17 protein-coding genes are annotated in these 23,245 nt (G+C 43.9%); all 17 read right to left on the bottom strand.

Features of this window, described 5'->3' with window-relative positions; all coding sequences use genetic code 11:
• Window positions 1-255: 255 nt before the first annotated feature.
• The 17 genes from H6750_14690 to H6750_14610 all read right to left on the bottom strand — a co-directional run bounded on the left by H6750_14690 (window position 256) and on the right by H6750_14610 (window position 23,171).
• A complete protein-coding gene (locus H6750_14690) occupies window positions 256-1,221 on the bottom strand; it encodes a glycosyltransferase family 2 protein (GenBank protein MCB9775555.1) in 966 nt (321 codons plus the stop codon).
• Window positions 1,222-1,631: 410 nt separating this feature from the next.
• On the bottom strand, window positions 1,632-2,867 hold the full coding sequence (locus H6750_14685; protein MCB9775554.1) for a glycosyltransferase family 4 protein: 1,236 nt from the start codon (window positions 2,865-2,867) through the stop codon (window positions 1,632-1,634).
• A 558-nt stretch (window positions 2,868-3,425) separates the two neighbouring features.
• On the bottom strand, window positions 3,426-3,563 hold the full coding sequence (locus tag H6750_14680) for a hypothetical protein (protein MCB9775553.1): 138 nt from the start codon (window positions 3,561-3,563) through the stop codon (window positions 3,426-3,428).
• Between the two features lie 511 nt (window positions 3,564-4,074).
• Window positions 4,075-5,052, bottom strand: coding sequence for a glycosyltransferase family 2 protein (locus H6750_14675; GenBank protein ID MCB9775552.1), 978 nt, complete (start codon window positions 5,050-5,052; stop codon window positions 4,075-4,077).
• A gap of 285 nt (window positions 5,053-5,337) precedes the next feature.
• The gene (asnB, locus tag H6750_14670) at window positions 5,338-7,182 is read right to left on the bottom strand and encodes an asparagine synthase (glutamine-hydrolyzing) (protein ID MCB9775551.1); all 1,845 of its coding nucleotides are present in this window, start codon (window positions 7,180-7,182) and stop codon (window positions 5,338-5,340) included.
• Window positions 7,183-7,261: 79 nt separating this feature from the next.
• Window positions 7,262-8,401 carry a phosphotransferase gene (locus H6750_14665; protein ID MCB9775550.1) on the bottom strand — a complete coding sequence of 380 codons (1,140 nt, stop codon included), beginning with the start codon at window positions 8,399-8,401 and terminating at the stop codon, window positions 7,262-7,264.
• 1,499 nt (window positions 8,402-9,900) lie between these two features.
• A complete protein-coding gene (locus H6750_14660) occupies window positions 9,901-11,244 on the bottom strand; it encodes an ABC transporter ATP-binding protein (GenBank protein MCB9775549.1) in 1,344 nt (447 codons plus the stop codon).
• A 26-nt stretch (window positions 11,245-11,270) separates the two neighbouring features.
• A complete protein-coding gene (locus tag H6750_14655) occupies window positions 11,271-12,119 on the bottom strand; it encodes an ABC transporter permease (protein MCB9775548.1) in 849 nt (282 codons plus the stop codon).
• Window positions 12,120-12,461: 342 nt separating this feature from the next.
• On the bottom strand, window positions 12,462-13,568 hold the full coding sequence (locus tag H6750_14650) for a hypothetical protein (protein MCB9775547.1): 1,107 nt from the start codon (window positions 13,566-13,568) through the stop codon (window positions 12,462-12,464).
• 489 nt (window positions 13,569-14,057) lie between these two features.
• Complete coding sequence (locus tag H6750_14645; protein MCB9775546.1) at window positions 14,058-15,086, bottom strand: hypothetical protein; 1,029 nt, start codon at window positions 15,084-15,086, stop codon at window positions 14,058-14,060.
• Window positions 15,087-15,349: 263 nt separating this feature from the next.
• Window positions 15,350-16,336: a glycosyltransferase gene (locus H6750_14640; protein MCB9775545.1), complete on the bottom strand. Its 987-nt coding sequence runs from the start codon at window positions 16,334-16,336 to the stop codon at window positions 15,350-15,352.
• Between the two features lie 362 nt (window positions 16,337-16,698).
• Complete coding sequence (locus H6750_14635; GenBank protein ID MCB9775544.1) at window positions 16,699-17,634, bottom strand: NAD-dependent epimerase/dehydratase family protein; 936 nt, start codon at window positions 17,632-17,634, stop codon at window positions 16,699-16,701.
• A gap of 373 nt (window positions 17,635-18,007) precedes the next feature.
• Window positions 18,008-18,838 (bottom strand): dTDP-glucose pyrophosphorylase, encoded by an 831-nt coding sequence (locus H6750_14630; GenBank protein MCB9775543.1) that lies wholly within the window; start codon window positions 18,836-18,838, stop codon window positions 18,008-18,010.
• Between the two features lie 38 nt (window positions 18,839-18,876).
• A complete protein-coding gene (locus H6750_14625; protein ID MCB9775542.1) occupies window positions 18,877-20,139 on the bottom strand; it encodes a DUF4910 domain-containing protein in 1,263 nt (420 codons plus the stop codon).
• Window positions 20,140-20,207: 68 nt separating this feature from the next.
• A complete protein-coding gene (gene rfbC / locus H6750_14620) occupies window positions 20,208-20,738 on the bottom strand; it encodes a dTDP-4-dehydrorhamnose 3,5-epimerase (protein MCB9775541.1) in 531 nt (176 codons plus the stop codon).
• A complete protein-coding gene (locus tag H6750_14615) occupies window positions 20,735-21,970 on the bottom strand; it encodes a class I SAM-dependent methyltransferase (protein MCB9775540.1) in 1,236 nt (411 codons plus the stop codon). The genes rfbC and H6750_14615 overlap by 4 nt, the downstream gene beginning before the upstream one ends.
• A 133-nt stretch (window positions 21,971-22,103) precedes the next feature.
• A complete protein-coding gene (locus H6750_14610) occupies window positions 22,104-23,171 on the bottom strand; it encodes an SDR family oxidoreductase (protein ID MCB9775539.1) in 1,068 nt (355 codons plus the stop codon).
• Window positions 23,172-23,245: the final 74 nt, after the last annotated feature.

Raw genomic sequence — 23,245 nt, 5'->3', positions numbered from 1 at the left:
ATTGCTTGCGTCAGTTGAAAATTGAACCAGTCCGAAGTGCGTACCCCATAAGCCTCTTGCCTACCGGCACTTTAAATAAACCCGATCTGGCTGGCTTCAACCCATCCTTACCAGTTTTTTGATCGATAAAAGCCGCTTATTCATTAGTTTATCGAAAAATCTAAATCCTTGCCCCGTCGCACACTTGCATTTCCAGTTCTCCTCACATGTTGCAATAACTCAGACCCTTGTTCCAGGAAACTGCCATTGAACGCCCTACTTCAATTCCTTTAGGGGTTGCCACAGAGATCGACTTAACTTCCAACCCAAAAGAGCTGCCGGAATCAATCCCACGCTCATCCACCATGGCGTTAATTTTAGAGATGTGTCTCTATGACTTCGGAATACCATATGCTTCAGACTCAACATGCCCGCTTTTAACGCAGCCTTCCTTTGATTTTTTTCAAGCAAATGATAACCAAGCTGACAGTAGGCCTCTGCAAGGTGGGTTCTCCACATACGGTCCGGGACCAATTGAGGAAATAGTTTCCAATTCTTCTCTAGCACTCGAATCTTTCCACGTAGAGCCAACTCTGTTTGCTTTGAAACATTCATTTGATGAACCCGTTTCTTGCAGAAGATTTGTGGGATACATGCAATCCTATACCAGGCGGATATCCGCAACCATAAATCTCTGTCTTCCACCGATCGTATTTCTTCATCAAATACTCCGGCCTTTTCCAAGCATGACTTTCTAAGCATCACAGTTGGTGTTCCGACAAAATTTTCAAAAACTAGTTTTTCAAACGCATTATCCAGAGGGCCTGCCACAATGGGACATGTTGGAAACATATGGTGTTTTTCCGCAAGAAAAGATGAAAGAACAATGGCCTCTTCATTAAATTCTTCATAGTCGGAACAGACAAGAGCAATGTCCGGATTGGCCTCCATAAAGGCCAACTGCACTTCCAGCTTTTCAGGAATCCAGAGGTCATCGGCATCCAGGAAGCAAATAAAATCTCCTTTTGCGCTTTGTATACCCGTATTTCTTGCAGCCGACGGACCTTTGTTCTGCTGATGCAGATAGCGAATCCTGCCCTCGAAGCGTTTCAAAGCTTCCTTTGTGCTATCGGTAGACCCATCGTCAACCACAATGATTTCATGCCAAGGGTAAGTTTGGTCTAACACACTCTGTATTGTTTGACCAATAAACACTTCAGCATTATAGGCAGGAATAACCACACTAATCAGAGATGGCATTTGAACACCTGTTTAACTTTCTTATTTTTCAAAATGAGATAGGAAATCACACATAATCCGCTCTGCTCTTCTCAACAGATATCCCATTTTCACCATCATTTTTCCCCTCATCTTATCCTCTCGCCAAATGTGAGCGAATGAATTTGAGATGCAACAGTTAAAAATTGAAATCCCCTAGTAAGGACTTCATATATATTCACTGAGATCCCTTGAAAATTTTACCGGGCCAAATACCAAATCATTCTGATTCTAAATCTTCAATATCTGAAGCCGCACATTCGTTTCTTCGGACATAATCGCTATCCGGTGCCAGTAAGGATTGACTGCTACCGGCAGAGAATCCTGGATTTGAACGGCCCTCCAAGGAATGCCTCATTGGAATACTTTCCAATTCAAGGAAGCGTGTGGATGGTTGTGCGGGAGACCGCCTGTCTCAATATATTTTGTAGTTTTTGGACTTCAGTTTCTATGTTAAAATGCCTTTCTATTTTTTTCCTTCCTTCTATTCCCATTGTTTTTCCCCGTTCCGGATTTTTTATGAGTGTTTCAATCGCGTCGGCAAGCGCCTCAGGGCTTTGAGGAGGAACTAACATTCCATTTACTCCATCATCAACCAACTCTTCTATTCCGCACATTTTTGAAGTGATGACCGGAATTTGCATGGCCATGGCTTCCTTTAACGCATTCGCCAGGATATCTCTTCTCCCATCCGAAGCAATTTCACATGGCAAAACAAACACCGTTGCACGGTCCAAATGTTCTTTCACTGCCTCATTTGGCAAATAGTCAATAAGATGCATGTTGGGAATGCGCCGTTCGGCAATAAATTTTTGGCAGGACTCCTTTTCCGGCCCATCACCGATTATCGTACACTTATACTCAATTTCCCGGGCATGTAATATTTGACAGGCTTTAATAAGATAGATTACGCCTTTTTGGTCATCTAGACGACCTACGGCAATTATCGAGTTTGGGGATCTCGAGGCCCCTTTCGTCTGAAAACTCTTGGGATCAATTGCGCTGTGAATAATTTCGATGTCTTTTTTAATGGCCAGATTCTTCTTTAAAAAATCTCTATTGTACCCGGCAATCGTAATGATTTGCGCAGCTTTTTCGATTACTGCACTCCTTCTGATGTGTTCATTCATATTATTGCCATAATATAGATCATGCGCCCTAAAGCATAATGTAAAAGGCGTATTTAGTATTTTTGACAGTAAATACACTTTGTCGATCATTCGCGGGGTTGAGAATGGTGAGTGAATGATGTCAATTCCTAAATCAAAAAAACTCCGTATATCCAGATAATCGATGACTCCACATTTCAGATTTGAATAATTTCTTAAAAGCTTCCAACAAGCCTTTGTCGCACATTGGGGATGCGCAAAGATATCCGCCAGCAACTTTTGAAAAAAAGTGACATACTTCTGCTTTCTGTTTTTGACGATAAAAAATCTCTGAAATTGTTTATCCAATCCATTTTTCATAACAATTGGCCCATGAACAGCCTTATAAAGCTTGCTAGAATCGTTTGCCAGGATGAACATTTCATGCCCGTGATTCTTCAATTCGATTATTTCATTCAGAACAAATGTAGGTAGGCAATCACAAACATAGAGTATTTTCATTTTTCAGGCATTCCAGGATAAATTTTAGCTGTCTTATGATGAATGTCATTGGCGTCTGGTCCAACTTGGGCATTCAGATATCGCGCAAAGGATATCACGACATTGTCCTCGGCCTTTGGGGAACGGAGATATAAGGATTTGCAGGCAAACCTTTCATCACGAATACTTGCGAGGCTGACATCCATTCGCACTCAGTTAGCTTCCTGCCAAATATACCGGAACTTCTGCCATTACACGGGAGTTATCTGGAATGGGGTTAGATTGCTCATACCCGGATTCTTCGCCCTGAACTCAGGATGCCGCCAAGGAGAAGTAAAATTACCACTGAATATCAATTAATCATCTTCATGAAATACGGATCAAAACCGGTGGAATAGTGCCTTCTCCTGCTTTGCTTCACGAAAAGGATTTGGGGAAATAGGGAAAGTTCTTTGCCTATCCTCTTTCAGCTTCAAGCCTCTGACGTATAGATTCATCAATTCCTGGAAAATCCTCATTGATCCTGTTCCACAATTTTTTCCGATACCAAATATGATGCACAATGGCTAAATGGCGCGCTTAGATTTCCCGGCGCGAGCGCGGGGTGGCCGCATTGATGACAATGAAGCTTCGCAAGATGGCATCCATGATGAGACGATGTTGGGTGTAGGCTTCGAGGGTTATCCTGCGATATGGTATTCCACTGAGTAACAACATTTAAGTTACCCTATGGGCCAATATTCCGGTCTTTAAGAGGCACGAACGGCTTTTCCTTGAACGCGAGCTTTCGAGATGGAGAGCATCCCTCATCACGAGGTCCACAGGCTTTTTAGTATCTGCGCCAGCTTGCGCTGCAGGTGCAAAAAGTGAACAAGCCCACAGAGCCATCCAGTTTAAAAACCATCAAATTGTCCATTTTACCAACCGACTGATTTTCCCCCGGGTCCCCACCCGGAACACCTACAGCCGCTGAATGGAAAATACCCCGAGCACCAATTTTCCGCGCTCAACTTGACGCTTATTACCGCAATGTTCATTTTATGAATTTCCCCGCCCGCAATGATTTTATCTTTGCTGCTTGGCCGCAACCGCCGGCCAGTTTTCCAGGACGGCGATCTTCCTCCAATATAGGGGGCACCTTCGACAGAGAGTCAGGACAGAAATCCTTCGGTTTCTCAATTTTAGACCCACAGGGGTGGCAGAATTGGTCCAATCCAAAAATTTGGCTTCAATTCCCCCAAAGGCGCTGCCAAATTCTTCCTTTATAATACCGAATGGGCGGAACCACATTCCGGTTATAGAACCATTTCGCCCAGGGATAAGAATGGTTAAATCTTTGAGAGACTCTCCAGTAAGCACTGAGGCGTTTAGCCAACCCATTCGTCAACGAAGCCATTATATAATTCGCTCTACAAAAATACGGCATGCCTTCCCTGATAAGGACTGTCTTCTGTGACGGAACCAGTTCACAGAGCACCTCCAGCAGATACAGGCTATCTTCGCACCACGCATCTATATTTACCGATCCGCTTAAGTTCTTGGCATGACGACGAAAACTGGCTTTAACGGCCCTCACATCCACCCTCGGATATTTGGCCATCACTTTCGCCGTCGCCACCACATCGGTATATGTATAGGTTTTAGACTGAAACCCGCCAATCTCCCGAAGAGCTTGAGTCAGATATAATGTGCTACACAAATATAAGGCGGTTCTATTAGCAAACCAGTCCAGAAAAAATTCGTCAACTGAAGATCCTTGGGACAAATTTTGACATTGTCCAAGCATGTTCCCTTTCTCATTGATTTCCCGGACTCCGGTTAGCACCACCCCAACATCAGTTTGAGCCGGTATGGCATTCATACATACTTCTAGAAAATCCGAATCAATTAAATCGTCATCATACAGGAGCATGAAATATTTGCCCCCAGCCTGCGCAAGGCAGAAATTGCAATTATTATTCTGACCAATATTTGTAGTTTGCTTAAAATATCTGATACGAGGATCCTGAAAATTTTTCACCAGCAATTCAGTGTTATCGGAGGAACAATTATCTGACACAATAATTTCAAAATTTTGATATGTTTGATTGAGAGCGCTTTGAATAGCCTCCTTCAAATAAGAATCGGCCCGATTATAGGTCGGAATGGCTATCGAAACCATTGGGGCCGTAGAAGGTGATATTTCTATTCTCTTATCTGATTGCATATCCTACTACTCTCATTCAGTCGGCTTTGTGATAATTTCATAACCCATCGGATTTCACGACGGCATAAACTGGCGCAGGCGCTGAGCCAAGGGGTCAGCCTTAAAAATTTCCCCACTTTTAGCGAGAACTCTATGGCTCACCACTCCAGCGATATCATTTATGTCAACGGCTCTTTCTCCCCGTATCAAAAAGACCTCGTTCCAATCTATACCATTGGGGAAAAATTTTCATTTGGCTCTTCATGACTTTTCTTCCATCCCCAGACCGTCTATTTAATTTGACCTTCATGAATGATAATATTTATCCACCCACAAGGCCAAACTGAGAATGGGCCAAAGTCCCCAAGCATAATCCCGCTCACCGGCAAGGTGCAGATTAAAGAGTTCCCGAAAGGCCTTTCTCTCAATTCCAATACCCAGGATCTCATTCCGTTTCATGAGAGTTTCCTCAACTCTCTCTCTAAGCGAAGTTCTCAGCCATGATCCCATCGGCACTTCAAACCCGCGTTTAGTCCGCGATTGAAATGTAGTATGCCGTCCTAAGGCGTGTCGCAACGGCAATTTGCCAATACCCTGGTTCAGGTTAAAGCACTCACGCCAGTCAAGCTGTGTGGCCACGTTAATTACCTCCCGATCCAGAAGTGGTACTCTTACCTCCAGGGAATGATACATGCTTGCCCTGTCCACTTTCATAAGGACATATGGTAAATGGCCCACAAATTCGCTCCATCGAGACCATTGTGCCACATGATTCAGTTCACCACATGCATAGACAAACGGGGTGAAGTCCGATGGCCATGAAGGTAGCGAAGGCCATACCCGTCCCAACCAACTTTTCGGGAGATGGGTTAACTTCGCAAGATGATATTCTCCGAGTGAACCACCAGAAAGATCAGGGCTGTAGTCTTGCAACCCCGCTAGTTTTTTTATCCCTTTTTTTGCCAGCCGCCACAAAAATGGTTGTTTGAAATATTGCGCCGTCCGGATTAAGGAACCAAACCGTGGATAGCCCCAAAACAATTCATCACCTCCATCGCCGGAAAGTATAACTTTAAAGTCCTGGCTGGCTAGATGCGACACCATCATGGTTGGAAATATGGAATAATCTCCAAAGGGTTCGCCGCAAGCATCAATGACCTTATCGACCCAATTAAGAGCCGTATCCGGTTTCACCCGTTCTATCACATGGTCAACTCCAAGCTCACGTGCATACCGCATGGCATCACTAGATTCATCCGTCGCTTCCTCACCCGTCCCAATGGTGAAGGTTCGTATGGTATTCGTACCTGATGCATTCATATTCGCCACAACCAGCGGCGAATCAATCCCACCGGAGAGAAAAGCTCCTACCGGCACATCGCTGATTAATTGCCGTTTGACCGCCTCTGCTATCACATGGTCAACAGCCTCGAGGGCCTCTTCCCCTTTCAAGGAAGGCATTTCACAGCGGGGAAAATGAAAATATTGTCCTTGTTGTATATCTCCCGTTCCTGTGAATTGGATCCACGTACCCGGTTCAAGCATGTGAGAATTTTGTAGAAGTGCGTAGGGCGCCGGAATATAGGCCAACCGAAGATAGAGACCTAGAGCCTCCTGTGATACGCTCAGGTTCTGACTAAAAGGATGTGCCAGCAATTGATTATATTGGGAAGCAAATACGACCCCCTTGGAATGCGTTAAATAGTAGAGTGGTTTAATTCCCGCATGGTCACGTGCGAGTAACAACCGCTTTTCTGCTTTATCATAAAAACCTAACGCGAACATACCATTAAAAGAATCTAATGCGGCCATACCCCACTCGATTAGCGCATATAACACCACCTCGGTGTCACTATTGGAACGAAACTGCACTCCCTGGCTTTCTAATCGACTCCGCAAGTCCTTATAGTTATAGATCTCTCCATTAAAGACGAGCACAAAACGCCCACTACAAGCCGTCATTGGCTGATGTCCGTTTTGGCTCAGGTCGATAATGGCCAATCGGCGGAACACCAGGGTGCAACGGTCTTTATCCGACCATATCCCTTCGTCATCCGGTCCTCTACGAGCCATCATCGAACTGATTCTTTCCCAATCCACCTTAGGGCCCGTTGCATTGAGAAATATTAATTCTCCGGCTATTCCACACATATCCTATAGCACCTTTTCAGAGACCGGGCCACGATGAGTGATTATTGGCAATTAAACTCAGCATGTCGCTGAACTTTCCTCAATATGACTCGTCTTTTTGAGAGAGAAATTCTTCGTAACGGATGAACGCATTCGTATAATTTTGAAGATATTTCATGATAGGCAAATTTTTATCCGTCATTGCACGATCTACCAATCGACAGACCATCTCAATATAAAAAATCCAACGGTAGAATTTTTCCGAGGTTATCAGACTACGTGAAATCTCAAAGGCATGTTGAGTTAATTCGGATATACACATCGGCAAGCCTTGTTCGATTTCTGCAACCAACACATTCACAGGCACCTCTCTCCATGAAGTTTGGTTAAAGAAATAACTGTAAAAATCGAATAATGCGCTCCGATATCCGGCACCCTCCCAATCAATAATTTTCATTCCCTGCTTAGTATTCAGCATGTTGGCCGGGACCAAATCTCCGTGGGTAAATACCAGCAAAACCTGATGATCGCTTTCACGGCGGAGCTGCCCAACAATCAAATCCACAAAGTGAGACGTTAGTTTAAACTCCTGGATAGTGGACTTCTGGGTTGCCAGTGGGCTGTCATAGAGGGTTTTTGTTATGTCAGTTACATACGAAACTGCATTGACGACTTTTGCCTCCTGAAACAGGATCAACGTCTTTAATCGCTGAGCGACATGATTCTGAAACTTGGACAATACACTTTCTGAAGCCATTGGGATATAGGAAGCGTCCGGAGCACCCTGCAACAATTCTTCTTCATACCATCCTTCCTCCACATTCCATTTTTTTATGGAAGGCGCAAAATCAAATTTCGAAATCTGCAACAACAGGTCAATTTCATTCTGGATCAAGGTAGGATCAATATCCTGATCAAACACTTTCCTGACAACGTTCTTATAGAAATCAAATACCTTATAGCCCTTATGGACAATAAGACATGTTTGACCATAGCGTGGCAATTCAACGACTGCTACAGTTTTGCTTCGATGGTATTTATAGCCCATAAAGGCAATCAGGATAGCTAGATTGCTCCTAATAAATCCTAGGAATCTTCTCATTTCTCTTACAGTCGACTTTGGCGAAAAGCCCATATTCAGTTCTGGCTTAGCGACAGCACTGAGCGAGCTTTTCTTGCAAAATAATACCCATGCTAGAACTAGAGTATTCTGTTGTAAGCAAAAAAAGTGTTTATCCACGTTTGGCATTTTAATATATTGATACACTATCGACCGATGGGACTTCATTTCTCTAGTTTCCCAGGATGTCTTTGGTGTTATTTCTGATGAGATGTGTAAGTTCAGCTGGCCACACCAATCAACCGAGCAACCCAAAGCCCTATTCAACTCATCATTCTGTTGATTGGAAATGGCAGGGTAACAAATCGAAGTCGCCCAGGCAGGCTTATTGTTCAGTTGTTATAAATTGGGCCTACTTTTTAAGTCCGCAGGCATGGGGTTGAGTGCAATATGTTTGTCATTGTCCTGATGATCAAAAATATGGACAAGATTTACCTACTTCAGCCATACCTGATGGAAGAGCCTGTGGGGCAACGCCCATCGCAGCCAAAAAATTGAAGAAACCTTCCTCATCTTATGGGTGGAGTTAAAATCTAATATAGCCAGGCGCTCTCCCATAAGTTCGGACTTTGTCGGGCCCATAATATCCTCAAAATAGCTCCAGATCCTTAGTAGTAATACTTCTAAGATAGCCTCATGAGAACGCAAGGCCGCCATTGTAGCATGGTAAAAATCAAGATCTATAAAAAAATGCCAATGGTGCCGAACGGGACTGAATAAAATCATCAATCGTCTCTTCCCTAGCCCAGGCTTTCATTGAGAATTTTTTAAGGGTCTTTGCAATCGATCAATGTCAATGACGAATTGAGCTTCTGCATCCGTATTGGGAATATCCCGATAATTCTTTGCCTTTCGAGGACTTCCCCCTGTATCAAAAACCTATATATCAAACTTGTACCTCGAAGATCGGCTCCAGTCTTTCGACAATTTTTTCTAAAGCCACCAAACCATTTCTACCTGCGGCACCAAACTTGACAATCGATATGCGATGAACTCCCAGCACTCGCTAAGTTCATTTCTGCAAAACACCCCACAGATAATGTGGCCTCCGCATCTCGGCTAAAAACTTGTGGAATACAATGTGATTTACCATTGATAACTAAATTCTCTAAGGAGATCCTTCAACGTATTTCGTGAAAGCCCGGTATCCTCCTGCAAGCATTTGCGTATTTCTCTCGAGGGTTTTTTCCCTTATTTTCTTTAACATTTTTATCCATTCGGAAACGTCCGTTAACCATATCTTTGGGCAAATGCTTAGAACATCGAGCCTTTGGCACTTGCCAATCAGGGCTTCCCCAATTTCAATGAATCTTCTGATCGTGTTTTTTCCCCACGGCCATTACAAACTTTCAAAAGTTGATACTTACATGAAAGAATCTGCCTGTCCCACACAACGGCATCACGCAGAAAGCCAATCAAAGGGAAAATTTGTCCCCAACCCTCACCTGAGAAAATCTTTCACACAAAGACCACAAAAATATGATTAGGTGCTAGAAATTAAAATGATTAGTCTAGAAAAGCTGAAAGGACAGGACGTCTATTTGAATTACCACGCGCAACAGAACCAACCCTGTGACATTGAGTACAACTTAATGAAAATCCGGCGGATCATTTATCTCCTACCGGATTTTTTCTACGTGGGCTTCTTTTGGGTTAAATTGGGTTTCCCACTTCAAGAGGGGCCTGACCACTCCCGGGATATTTCCTGTGGAATCACCACGAGCTCCATTCCCATCCATGCTGTCAATCACATGGAAGGCAACTGCATCATTCACCCCCAGGCGCTTAATTGATGGATTTTCAGTCCGAATCGTTGGTCCAATAAAATATCTGCCCTCTGAGAGTAAATTCGCAGGAATCACGGATTTACTCACGTAACGTCCTAATGGGCGTGGTTTTTTTACCCATGCGGAATCATTATCAATGGACATAAACGCTTCTATCCCCTCTTCATTAAATACATGGAAATAAATCCGAAACTCATGCCCTGGCTGAAGTACCTCATATTCTATTTCAATTTGAAGTGGTTCACTGATGTCCACCGTTTCCGACACGTAGCCATCATAGGCTCTGACTCTTACCCCACACAACCGCACGGTTTCATCCCCAGGAGCCTCCATGAGATCACTCCATCGACGCTCAGCTTGAGCACCGGTTTCGGTATTGAGATACACACAGATGACTTCATGTGTCGGACCATCCACCTGAACCCTTCCCCCATTTAATAGAATTGTCCGACCACATAGCCTGGTAACTGCCGGCAGAATATGGGAAACAAATAAGACAGTGCGACCCTGTTTCCCAACATCCTTCATTTTATTTAGACATTTTTTTTGAAATCGTGCGTCACCAACGGCGAGCACTTCATCGATGACCAGAATTTCAGGTTCCAGATGAGCCGCAACGGCAAAGGCTAGTCGTACTTTCATTCCACTTGAGTATCGCTTGACGGGCGTATCAATGAATTTTTCCACACCGGAAAAGTCCACAATTTCGTCAAATTTACGTTCTATTTCCTTTTTCCTCATTCCTAAGATTGTGCCGTTCAGATACACATTCTCTCTGCCAGTGAGCTCAGGATGAAACCCGGTTCCCACTTCGAGAAGGCTTGATATTCTTCCACGTATAGTGACAGATCCGCTCGTCGGAACGGTAATTTTCGAAAGAATTTTAAGAAGTGTGGATTTTCCTGCGCCGTTAATACCAATTATCCCCACCACTTCCCCCTTTTTCACCTCAAAGGAGACATCTCTCAAGGCCCAGATCACATCAGGTCGATTCTCAACCTGGTCTGGTCGCAAATCATCAAATTGATAAAGCGAGCGGTACTTACGATAGTTTTGAAGAGGATCTTTTAAGAAATGCAGCACAGATGCACCGAGGCTATCATGCATGTTTTCCTTTAATCCGATACGATAGCACTTGCTGATGTTTTCTACTTTTATAGCTAAATCATTATTCATGGCGCGTTCCTTGATCGTCTATTCGCTCAAATAACATCTACAATAATCCGCTCCATCCGCTTGAAATACACTGTTCCACTTATTACTAACAGGGCCGCCGTTAACATTCCAGGCCAAATATACAGCCAAGGGATTGGGAAGCCAAGCAAACAGGCCCTAAACCCCTCAATCACTCCGACAATGGGATTCAGCGAATAAAGGAGACGATATTGTTCAGGTATGGATGAAGCGGAATAGACGATTGGGGCGCTGAACATGAGCATTTGAATAAAAAACGGCATTGCCTGCCTTACATCCCGAAACCTAATAGCCAGTGTGGACAACCATGTCCCTATACCCAAAGGGATGGATACCATCATAATTAAGAACAATGGGAAGAATAATAAGTTCCATGTGGGAGACACACGATAGTACAGCATGATACACACGATAATGACCATTGAAATTCCAAAATCAACCAGCTTGGCCAGCACCGGAGTAATGGGAAATATTAATCGAGGAAAATAAATCTTCCCAAGCATACTCGATCCCTGAATCAGACTTTGACTAGACTGCGCCGTCGCCAGGGAGATATAGGTCCACGGAATAAGCGCGACACTGGAAAAAAGAAGATAGGGAATACCATCTGTCGTTAATTTGGCAACATTTCCGAAAATAATCGTGAAAATAACGATCTGAACAAGGGGCTGGAGTATTGCCCACATAAATCCTAAAATCGTTTGGGCGTATAACGTCTTAATATCACGCCACACAAGAAAATAAAACAGGTCTCGATAGTCTTTCAACTCTTGAAAGCCTGTCATGGTCCAACCAGATTTTGGTGGGATGACGGTTAAATAATTCCCGCTAGATGTCGAGGAATACCTATCATTCATAAATTATCCTTTCTAACCTGTCACACCTGTTCCAAAAATCAGGGCGAACCAAAAAGCCGAAGGCATTGAATGCAAGGATGGGAATGCGATCGATTCGCGATCAAACACTAGTGCGTCTATTCGGCCAGCTACTCAATCTGAACTCACCATCGCATTCAATCTAAGCAGGAAACCACTCTAAGAAGAGAGCAAGATTGGATACCGAAACGCCATTCCTAAGAATAAGCCTTCACGAGATTTTGTATGCCAGCAGATTTCCTCCAACCCTACTTTCATTGCTCCAAGAAACACAAACAGATTTCAATCCGAAAGGGTTTCAAAAATCAACAGAATCCACTTTTTTTACATTATTTGAAAAGCGTCCCTTTTAAGCCACTTTAAGACTTCATCACAAACCACCTTATTCCCATAAGGCGTATGATGACCAAAGTCCTTATAGCTAAACCATAATTCATCCCTCTTTTCAGGAACATAAACCTGATCGAATGAATCAATAATTTCGATATTATATTTTTCTGCATATTTTTCAATAAGCATTCTTCTCTCATTGGTTTTTTCAAAATCCCTTTCCGAAAAAATCCACGGATCATACTGCAAAAGGATACTTTTCCTTTTTGTCCCTTTTATGCGGGCAAAGCGTTGCATAGCAAAATCAATGATATCCCTAATTTCTGCAGCCTGTTCCCCTCGAACTTTATATCTCCCATCGTAAAAAAAATTTCCTTCCTTCTGTAGTATTGGCAACAGATGCCTTTGAAGTATCACCGAATAACCAAGCAGCCACATAAAATCAGGGGAAGTGTCAAAATCCCCTGGTGGTACCACCATAGTTTCTCCTTCCACAGAAGCAATATACGGCTTGGAGAAACTCGACCTAACACTCAATTGATCGCGATCAAAGTCCGAATCAACCGTGATCGACCAAATAATAATATCAAAAGTCCCATGAATGGCAACCTCCCGCTCAGCTCTCAAGATGGACTGAGCAGCTCCATAACCAAATACTCCGCCATTCCAAACATCAAGCGGCATTTGTTGGGCAATACAAGCCGGCCACGTATCAGAGTTATTCACCTGGTCGCCAAAGGTGAAACTATCACCCACCGCTAACACCCGATCCCCTGAATGTGCACTCATATGATTGTCATCGACATGACGCCGAAATCCGTGTTGGTCAATGGAGACATACACATTATGCCATCCTGGTGGATGATGAATAATCCCATTAAAACCCGGATTGGGCTTATACCCCAGAAGAGGATCTATTGCAGAAAGGCCAACCATCTTATTTTCATGAAACAGATTGATCCTGGTGAATAAAAATTCGTCACATTCACCAGACAAACAAGTCTTGAGGGTAGAATATGTCCTTGCTCCAACTTCCGCTATAACAAAAAATACCCCTAACATGACAATATTTATGAGCAGGACTTTTATCAGATTTTTCATGATATTTTATCTTTTATATTCGACTCACATCTTGAACTCGGGAAATAAGCTGGCCAATCAAACCGAAAAGCAAATTTTATTCCTTTTATTGAAATTACACTAGGTGTTTCTAAATTGATAGAAATATGACAGGGATTCCTATTGTTTACTATGTTTAAACGAATGCCGCAGATAACTTTCTTCAGGAGGCTCGTATGGGAAAACCTTCAGGCAATGCCAGCCAAAGCCTTCAATGAGGCATGTTTTAATTCCAGCCACTACTACCACCCCCGCCCTTAACTACCCCATCCATTATGAGTTCCGAGAAAAGAAAGGCAGCTTGACAGGGCTCATTCAACCACCCATGAGCAATTGTCGCTCATCCTTGCGATACCTGAATAATGGTGTGGGATAGGGGTTGAGGATGGCTTAGCCAAATTCCAAAACGATTGGGGCGAAATTAGTGAAAATTCCCGCAAGGCCTGACCCATAACACAATTAACGAACAAATTATTTTTTGGCCGAAATGGTCTTGCAAGGGGTAGAACTGGGCTCGCATCTCCCATCAACCGATGCCATCCACTGCCCTCTGATGAAGTGCGGGTCAACATTGTGCATGCCATAGGCATTCCATCCTTCTCCCGACATCGTGACGACAGGCTTTGCTGAAACAATTTTTTCTTTGTAGGTGCTTCTCGTTAGTTCTTCTATTTCAAAGGCGAAGACCTGAATGCCATAACGCGGCTCAGTATCTTGAGTGAATCGGTAAATCCGCCCATCATGAACGAGGACCCTTCCACCCGGTCTGGCGATATGTTTGTTTAATTTCACGATCGGATTCATCGGATGAGGCCTCCAATCTCCCATCAACTCGTCGGCATAGTAGAGATTTAAGGCGTCATTTTTTGGGTTTGTATAAAACAACCACCAGGTGTCGTTAAATCGAAAAATGGAGGGATCCACATAGTGTTCTCCATTAAAGATGCTTTTCAGGTATTCCCATTCCGAAGGAAATGATTTGGCCCGGTACAGTCTGATCGAGAGATCCTCATGGCTCTCCAGAATTAAGTAATCGTTATTTTCCCAATTGAAAACGTAGGGATAGGATAAGTGGAAGGGTTCATCGATAAGAATTTTCTTGTATTCCCACTTTTGACCATTCTCGCTTTCAGCATATCCGATGTCTCCTTGATTGTTGGCCCGATTCAATACTTCGAAAAACAAATAAAAGCGACCCGCTTTGATTGCCATAAAAGGATCGGCAACAAATTTGGCATCGATATCCTTAACATCCTTTGCTGTGAGAACGGGATTCGAAATGTCTTCCGGGTCGGTTAACTCAAATGGGGTGGATCCCGTATAAACCCCAATTGACCAGGGGCCATATTGAAGATCGTCTTCCTCATTATTCACGTAATTTTTTGCCATTTCAAAAAAAGTATAGGGAAAGACATGATATTTATGAATAGCTATGCCATACACCGTGCCGATCCCTAAGGTTACAGCCATGACACCGAGTAACAACCAATTTCTTTTCAATATGCCTAAATTCCTACCTTTTATTGGACCCATGTAGCTATACATCCTATCCCATAGTCAGTTGGTTTACGAATTATTTGAGTCCCGCACTCTGTGAGGTGAAATTCCATATGACTTTCACGTCGAGAGAGGCAACCTTTCTCAGGGCTGCGCGCTTGATCTTTATGTCTCATTGCCTGAAGTTGTCGTGACATTCCTGGACGAACGCCATTGCACCAGCTTAGCTGGGGTCATTTCAAACCTTAACTGACTTTAACGCCCATTCAAGTATTTTTTCCCATCTGAAAATCCATCATAATCTTTTCAAGCATTATTCCATACTGTTTTTCAAAATTTTCCACAGTATGATTCGCTCGGGCAAATTCCCAGGCATTTCGAGATTTTCGCTCAAGTTCTGATGTGGAACAACTCGCAAGTTGACGAACGGCATCCTGAATAGCTTCGATTGAACAATCCTCAAGAACAGCATTCACTTCTTTACTCACATCCACACCAGATTCGCGACTAATAATAGGAATAAGCCCAGCATGCAGACACGTAATGACTGCTCCCGCACTACCTTCGGAACAAGATGGGTAAACAAACCCAACACACTGAAGGGCTAAATTGACAAATTTAGGGCTATCAATATCAATCCACCCGAGGGTATGAATATTTGACGTGTGATACAGTTCTTGCTCATACACTCGCTCAAAATCCTCCTCCTTCGCTACGGGACCACATACCGTGAGATGGTACTCCGGCATTCCTGCGAATGCCTCTAATACTAAATCGAGCCCTTTATGAACCATTCCCGCACTCCCCAACCACAGGAATCGGGATCGACAGGATTCAAAGTTTTTCGCTTCCGCCCACGGATACACAAACTCAGCCGGATATGGGACAAGATAGAAGGGCTTATTGGCATACCCAAACGTTTGAAGGCAAAATTCAGAGGGAACGGTTAGACAATCGGCGTACTCAACCGCCACGGCGTCCCGCACCGGCATAAATCTCCGGGACCGCACGGTCACATGCTTCCTCTCTTGTAAGGCCATCAGCCGTTTGGCTTCCGCGGCATTATGAAAATATGGATGAGCCGTTGTGGCATGCAAAATTTTGACGCAATCTTTGTTGAGCATTGGGGCAAGCCGTTCGAAATTCATTCGAGTATCAATGAAAAATGTATATTCCTTTTTTGGAAGAAATGACTTATTTTCATTGGCAATGACATCAACCGTATAGCCAAAATCCAAAAATTTTCTTGCCATCCGCTCAGTAATGACCCAACTTGGATGATAAGTAGGAACTGGCTGACCTGCCCTTTGCAAAAACAATTCAATTCGGTAAGAAAGAAGCACATGACCGCGCACAGGGCCATCCGGATTCAGGGATACTACCAGATTGCGAATTGGTGGGTTGAATCTCTCAAGAACCTTCTCAAGAGCTCCATAAACCAACTGAAGCACTTTTATGCCAAACTTAGGAATAATGCTCATAAACAAACGCAGCCTGTTTAAAACAGATTTTTTTAATATTGCTTACGAGGCATAAAACCTTCGGCAATATTTATTAAATGTAAATTCAGTATAATACGAACCACAACAACCCCATGCCCCAGCTACCTGATTGGTCATTTTTGATGCGGAGACAATGAGGAAGAACGACATTGCGCTCTATACCATTCCACGGTTTGCTGTAGTCCACTTTCAAGCGAAACCTTTGGATTCCATCCGAGCTTTTCGAAAGTCTTTCTTATCTCCGCCTTGCGTGCCGGCTCAAATGCTCGATCAGGCAGTGCGCCAAAGAGAGGTCGTGTAGAACAGCCCACAATCTTGACCAATTTCTCTACTAATTCACGAACGGTCACGAGCGCTCCCGAACCTAAGTCGAACATGGCTCCCTCAATCTGTGGCATCTGAGCTGCAGCAAGAAATCCGTCGATGACATCATTAATATAAATCCAGTCAGCATTCCATTGCCCGCTAGAAAGCTTTGGAGATTCACCTTGCAGGAGTGAGAGCACAACAGAGGGGATGAGCTTCCGGGAATCTTGTCCCGGCCCATAGGTCATAAAGGTTCTGACAATAACCAAAGGAGTGCCATAGAGTGCATGGAACATACGACCATACGCACTCCCCGCCCATTTAGCCGCAGCATATGGTGAACTCGGAATCATCTCGGGATCCTCGGATTGCGGCTCATTAAGTGACCCTGCCAATACGACACGCTGACAACCGACTTCCGTGGCAACTGTTAAAAGATTGACCGTGCTTGTGAGCAAGCTATGAAATGTCGGCAACACGAATTCCACAGTTTGAATAGCTGAAGCCAACCCCGACATATGGAAGATAATATCCGGCTTGACGGTTTCGAATAGACTGCGAACCGCCCCCAGATCCTCCAAATTTGTTTGCCACCAGAGAGGTCCACCCTTGAGGGTTGGTCGTTGGGTCCGGGAAGTCGCATGTACTTCCCCGCTAATCGGACATAGTCGCTGAACCAAATGGGTTCCCAAAAACCCGCTTGCACCAGTAATCAAGACCTTGGCATCTAACAAGGAGGTCATGATCGGCATTGTGGAGAGCGACCCTCTCGCCCCTGTGCACCAGGATATTGCGAAAATTTTTCAAATAACCGATCGCTGAAGTGAGGTCGGTTAGTAGGGAATAAATACTCAACGGTCGCAAGGTAGCAATCACTCAGCATCATCCAACGAGTACTTTCATTAAGCGCCCAGCACATAATTATTTGCCTTTAACCCTGAAATACCGGCTATCCGGATTCGACAGCTCACAGAAACCTATGGAAATAGACAGAGGGAATCTATGGGAGGTGAAATTATAAAAAATTCTCTTTGATTATTTTTGCATGCATCATTAAGACCAAAGGATGAAAAAGAGAAACCAATTTCTATCCAGAAATACGAAATATGGAAAAAGTTAGGTCAACTGACACCCAAACATTTTCAAAGATTTCAGCAGGTTATCTGGTGTACCAATATCAATATATTTCCCCTCCGGGAATACCACGCCGTACGTCTGTAACCCTTTGCTGATTGCCGCTTGTATCACGGCTCCAACGGTCAAATCCTCTGATTCCAGTTTGCCGCCCTTTGAAGTTTTGAAATCATTTTTTTTTCGAAAGCGCTGAAGGTATTCATGCATAAACTGGGTAAACACGGGCGTCCACACTCCGCCTAACCAACAGAGCTCCAAGTCAGTCTTATCCGGCTTCAAAAACATTGCGTGTATTTTCCCGTTTTCATCCATCTCCACCATGTCCATAATTTGGGGCTTATGCGCCGGGAAAACGGCCAGAACCACATCTGCTTGCGTGCGTTCCTGCTGCGTGAGTAATGAACTAAACACATTTTCGGAACTGATCATAATATCTGGGAATCCAAACGCGACCAACTTATCATGAACAAATGGATATGCTTGGTCTAAGGTAAATGGCGGTCCCAAAGATTCCCCCATGATCAAATACCCGAGATGCATGTTTACGAATTCCCCATGACCGAAATAAGCGGGAATATCCCATTTGCCCTTCCGAAGAATAATATACGTTTTTGTAATTCCTGCTAATTGAAACTTCTCCAATAAATAATGCCCCACAGCCTTTGGACGAGGCCGAGAACTTCCCTCCATGAGTTGAAACCCAAGCGGGAACAATTCTTTACTACAAGGCAAGGGGGCAATTCTTTCGGCTTTTCCGCCAGCGGGCATCAACCCAACGACCTCTCTTTCGCAAGATTTCGCGGAAGTTCTCATCAACGAATTCTTCATAGCCTCATCTCTTCCTGAATGAATCACAGAACAATTTCCTTCAACAACCCATGATCAGCTAGGATTACGGCTGCCTCAGAGATAATACAAAAAGGTATGTTTGACCGTTCCGCGATATCTAAAACGGAATAGTGGCCATCGGATAAATTCAGGACCCAAAGCATCGCCATCTCTCGTTTGGCACCTTCGGACTCACCCCCAATTGCCCGATACAGCCCCCTTTTCCCTAGTTGTGGTTCACACTGAAGGTTTTGACTGAGATAGGTTCTATTCCGTTCAAGAAGGGTCAAGACCTCTAAGCAACAAGTCAATGATGCATCAAGATATTCTGGTTGAACAAAATTTAGATTGTCCCCAGAAGTGTGATATTCAGAATATTCTCCATGAGGCGTTCTCATGAAACAGCCAACAGGCAAATTGAAACCGGGAGAACAGTATTGCCTTTCATCATACCCATAAGGGAAAAAATCGATAATAGCATGCGACTGCCCGGACGCTTTAAGAATATAATTGAACGCCCGGTCAATCTCAGCATTTCCTTGCCGACTCTTCTTGTAGGTCACCGGCCCAGGGTCCCCCACTCCTGTCACAACTATTCCTGCCTTAATTTTGGATACTTGCTCTTGATGCAGCGCGAGCCAAGTGATAGACCCAATCGTTCCAGGGATAAAAAGAAAACGATAAGAGTATCGCAATGATGTCGAAGATAAAGCTTTGGAAAGAAACGTCGCCAGGGCAATTCCGGAGAGGTTGTCATTGCATAGAGATGGATGACAAATATGACAGGAGATTAAAATTTCTTGTTCTAATTCTCCTTTTATATAGCATTCGCCGTAAGTCAAATTTCCCTCTGTAATTGTTGAATCGATGCACACCTCATATTCTTGATCTGTCAGCCCCATCAATTGCTGGTGACTCAGACAGAATCCCCAGCTTTCCTTGTAATAAGAGGTGCGGTAGGGAATCCTTTCAGGGTCACCGGGCAAAGAATGCAAATGAGGCAATAACTCTTCGAGAGTCATTGTGGCGTGAACCGGCTGGCTATAGCTGACAACATGCAAGTTTGATTTCTGAAAATCGACAACCCTCTCTCCCCTGGCGTTCTTTATATAGGCATCTTGAATATTCCACTCTTTAGGTACAATCCAATCAAAGACTTTAGTCCCGCTCGGGACTTCATGAATCTCAACAGGAATATGCTTTCCGATGAAATGAAGCGTTTCTCGAACACCATCGCCGGTAATACTCCGACAAATGGGATACAGATCGGCGATAAACCGATGCATTTCTGTCCCCAACTGAATCCCATTTTTATTAGTCATATGCCCTTGCTATTTCAGAGTTTTCAAACATTTTAGAGAATAAAGTTCGGGAAACTTTGATCTCGATCGGATATGAGACGCTCATCCGTGGGCCAATGAATTCCAAAAGCAGGATCATTCCACCTCACACCTTTGGCAAATTCAGGAGCGTAAAACTCAGACATCTGGTAAAAAACGTCAGACTCATTTTGTAAAGTCTGAAATCCATTAGCGAATCCCTCTGGGATGAACAATATTCGACGGTTTTCTGCACTGAGAACGACGGATAGATGTTGCATGAACGTTGGAGACAAAGGACGTAAGTCAATGATCACATCATGAATCGCCCCATTTATACACCAGACAAGCTTAGCTTCCTCATGAGGGGCAGATTGATAATGCATTCCTCGAAGAATCCCTTTATATTTATTGTGAGACATATTGGATTGGACAGGTTGAAAGGAGATACCATGTCGCTCAAAGTCCCGTTGGCACCATGTTCGTGCGAAGAATCCTCTCGGGTCTTCAATTTTTTCTGGATCAATTAGGAAGGCTCCCTTTAGAGAGGTTTCGGTAAAATTCATGAAAGAACCTCTAATTGGGGTATAGGCACCACAAATTTGCCTCCCCATTCCCGAATATGCGCCATTTGCTCCATGACTTCATCTTTAATATTCCAAGGTAAAATAAGAAGGTAATCCGGCTTATGTAATTTTATCGCATCGGGAGAAAGGATGGGGATGTGTGTTCCCGGCAAAAATTTACCCTGTTTGTGGGGACTCCGATCAACCGTAAAATCCAGAAAGTCCGTTCTTATTCCACAATAATTCAACAAGGTATTTCCTTTTGCGGGTGCCCCATATCCAGCTATGGTTTTCCCTGCTTCCTTTGTAGAAATTAAAAATAACAGAAGTTGTCGTTTGACATAAATCACACGACCCGAAAACGACAAGTAATGCTCTAACTGCCCAAAACCCTCTTGTTCTTCACGATGCAGAAGCTCCGCGACTCGGGCTTGAATAGATTTAGTTGAATCTTCTTCGTGGCAACAGTAAATTCTAAGGGACCCTCCATGAGTAGATAATTCTTCCACATCAAAGACTTTCAACCCATGTTTGGCAAAAATCTTTTGAACCGTATAAAAAGAAAAATAGGAAAAATGTTCATGATAGATCGTATCGAATTGGGTGTCCGCCATCAATCGCATCAGATGAGGAAATTCGAGGGTGATGACCCCATTGGGCTTCAACAACACTTTCAGACCTCGAACGAAATCATTCAAAGCTGGAACATGCGCTAACACATTATTTCCAATGAGCAAATCGGCTTGAGTCCCTTTGCTTGAAAGATCACAAGCCAGCTTTTCCCCAAAAAACTCGACAACGGTAGCAATACCCTTCTCTCTAGCAACTTCTGCCACATTTCGAGCAGGCTCGATTCCCAAAACCGGAATCCCATGGCCATAAAAATTCTTCAAAAGGTACCCGTCATTGCTGGCTATTTCAATCACCTGGCTGCGTGCATTCAAGTCAAACCTATTTATCACCTGTTCTGAATATTTTTGGGCATGTCTGAGCCAGGAATCGGAAAAGCTAGAAAAATAGTCATAATCGGAAAAGATCGTATCCGGACTGGAACATTCCTCAAGTTGAACCAACAGACAGGCTTTACAAACATAGACATGCAAAGGGAGAAACATCTCTACAGCATTCAGTTGGGATTCGGACAAATTGCTATTGGCAAGTGGTGACATCCCAAGATCCAAAAAGGTCACTTCCAATGGAGTGTCGCAAAACCGGCATACGCTTTTGTTCACAGCAAGACCTCTTTCATTTAAACGAATTTTCAACTCCAGGACGGTCGTCTGAGGGAAACTTCCTGATAGACGTCACAAGGATAGATTGGTCGAAAAGACTTTTCATTGTTTCCATTAAGAAGGAGGAAGCTTTTTAGGCCAGAATGGGATCTGTCTTTCCAGTGACCCAATCAAGATTTTCCGTAATTAACTGCTTTGCCTTCAACTGCTTGAGAAGATTCAAGCGAATCAATTGTGAGTTTCGGAAGTCTTTATCCTGAAAGTTTATCGCTTTCATACCATTTTTCAATTCGACAATTGCTGTTTTCAAATCAATGGAAGGCTGAAATTCTGGAGCCAACTTCATAAACCGATCAAAGCTCACTTGATAGGATCTTCGATCAGGCTGAGCCCCTTCATTAATAGAAATGGTCGTCCCCGGAATGACCTGAGCCACCGCATCCGCCAACTGTCTGACCTGATAATTCCATTGATTGCTCCCGACATTGATGGAAAGAGCCTCACCGCCGTCCTGGCTCTTTCTTCGAATACCCCATTCAATAGCTTTCGCCATATCCTTAATATGAATAAGGGGCCGCCAAGGAGTCCCATCACTGAGGATGATAATTTCCCCATTGACCAAGGCACTCGCAACAAAATCATTTAGCACCAAATCCAGCCGAAGCCGCTCACTCATTCCACATGCGGTTGCAAAGCGAAGACATGTTACAACAAACCGCTCATCAGCTAACCGGCTAAGATCTTTCTCTGCGCCTAACTTTGACTTGGCGTAAGCTGTGAGCGGATTCAAGGGTGAATCTTCATCCCTGGCACCTTCGGCAAAACCATAAACGCTGCAAGACGATGCAAAAATAAATGACTTCACGCCACGGGCTTTAGCTTTCACTGCGAGGGCATAGGCCGCATGGTGGTTCACATTTGCTGTCACATCCTCAAATAAGGCACCCATGGGATCATTTGAAATTGCCGCCAAATAGACAATCACATCAATGCCTTGAAGCACCTCATCAGGTGGCTTGCGGACATCGGCGAAGTATTGAATATCGACCTGTGCCCTACTCACCATCTCAGGAGCAGTGAGACAATGTGCAAAAAATCCCATATCCAAGCCAATCAGCGTTGCACCCGAAAAACATTCCCTCAACCGCTGAATAACTGCCGGACCGACATAGCCCAGATTACCTGTAATTAATATCTTCACAAGTACCCCCTAGTGTGGTTCACAAATATGATTCGCCCCAAATTCTTAACGAAACCCATCGGTGTCGGACATTG

It is taken from the genome of Nitrospiraceae bacterium, from assembly GCA_020632595.1.
GTDB lineage: Bacteria > Nitrospirota > Nitrospiria > Nitrospirales > UBA8639 > Nitrospira_E.
Note: the sequence above shows the minus strand (reverse complement) of the source record. Positions and strands in the feature narration are given on the sequence as shown.

Coding starts and splice junctions, on each gene's coding strand:
- H6750_14685 (MCB9775554.1), bottom strand. CDS start 2,867: ATGAAAATACTCTATGTTTGTGATTGCCTACCTACATTTGTTCTGAAT.
- H6750_14680 (MCB9775553.1), bottom strand. CDS start 3,563: ATGTTGTTACTCAGTGGAATACCATATCGCAGGATAACCCTCGAAGCC.
- H6750_14675 (MCB9775552.1), bottom strand. CDS start 5,052: ATGCAATCAGATAAGAGAATAGAAATATCACCTTCTACGGCCCCAATG.
- asnB (MCB9775551.1), bottom strand. CDS start 7,182: ATGTGTGGAATAGCCGGAGAATTAATATTTCTCAATGCAACGGGCCCT.
- H6750_14660 (MCB9775549.1), bottom strand. CDS start 11,244: ATGAATAATGATTTAGCTATAAAAGTAGAAAACATCAGCAAGTGCTAT.
- H6750_14655 (MCB9775548.1), bottom strand. CDS start 12,119: ATGAATGATAGGTATTCCTCGACATCTAGCGGGAATTATTTAACCGTC.
- H6750_14650 (MCB9775547.1), bottom strand. CDS start 13,568: ATGAAAAATCTGATAAAAGTCCTGCTCATAAATATTGTCATGTTAGGG.
- H6750_14640 (MCB9775545.1), bottom strand. CDS start 16,336: ATGGCAAGAAAATTTTTGGATTTTGGCTATACGGTTGATGTCATTGCC.
- H6750_14635 (MCB9775544.1), bottom strand. CDS start 17,634: ATGACCTCCTTGTTAGATGCCAAGGTCTTGATTACTGGTGCAAGCGGG.
- H6750_14630 (MCB9775543.1), bottom strand. CDS start 18,838: ATGAGAACTTCCGCGAAATCTTGCGAAAGAGAGGTCGTTGGGTTGATG.
- H6750_14625 (MCB9775542.1), bottom strand. CDS start 20,139: ATGCATCGGTTTATCGCCGATCTGTATCCCATTTGTCGGAGTATTACC.
- rfbC (MCB9775541.1), bottom strand. CDS start 20,738: ATGAATTTTACCGAAACCTCTCTAAAGGGAGCCTTCCTAATTGATCCA.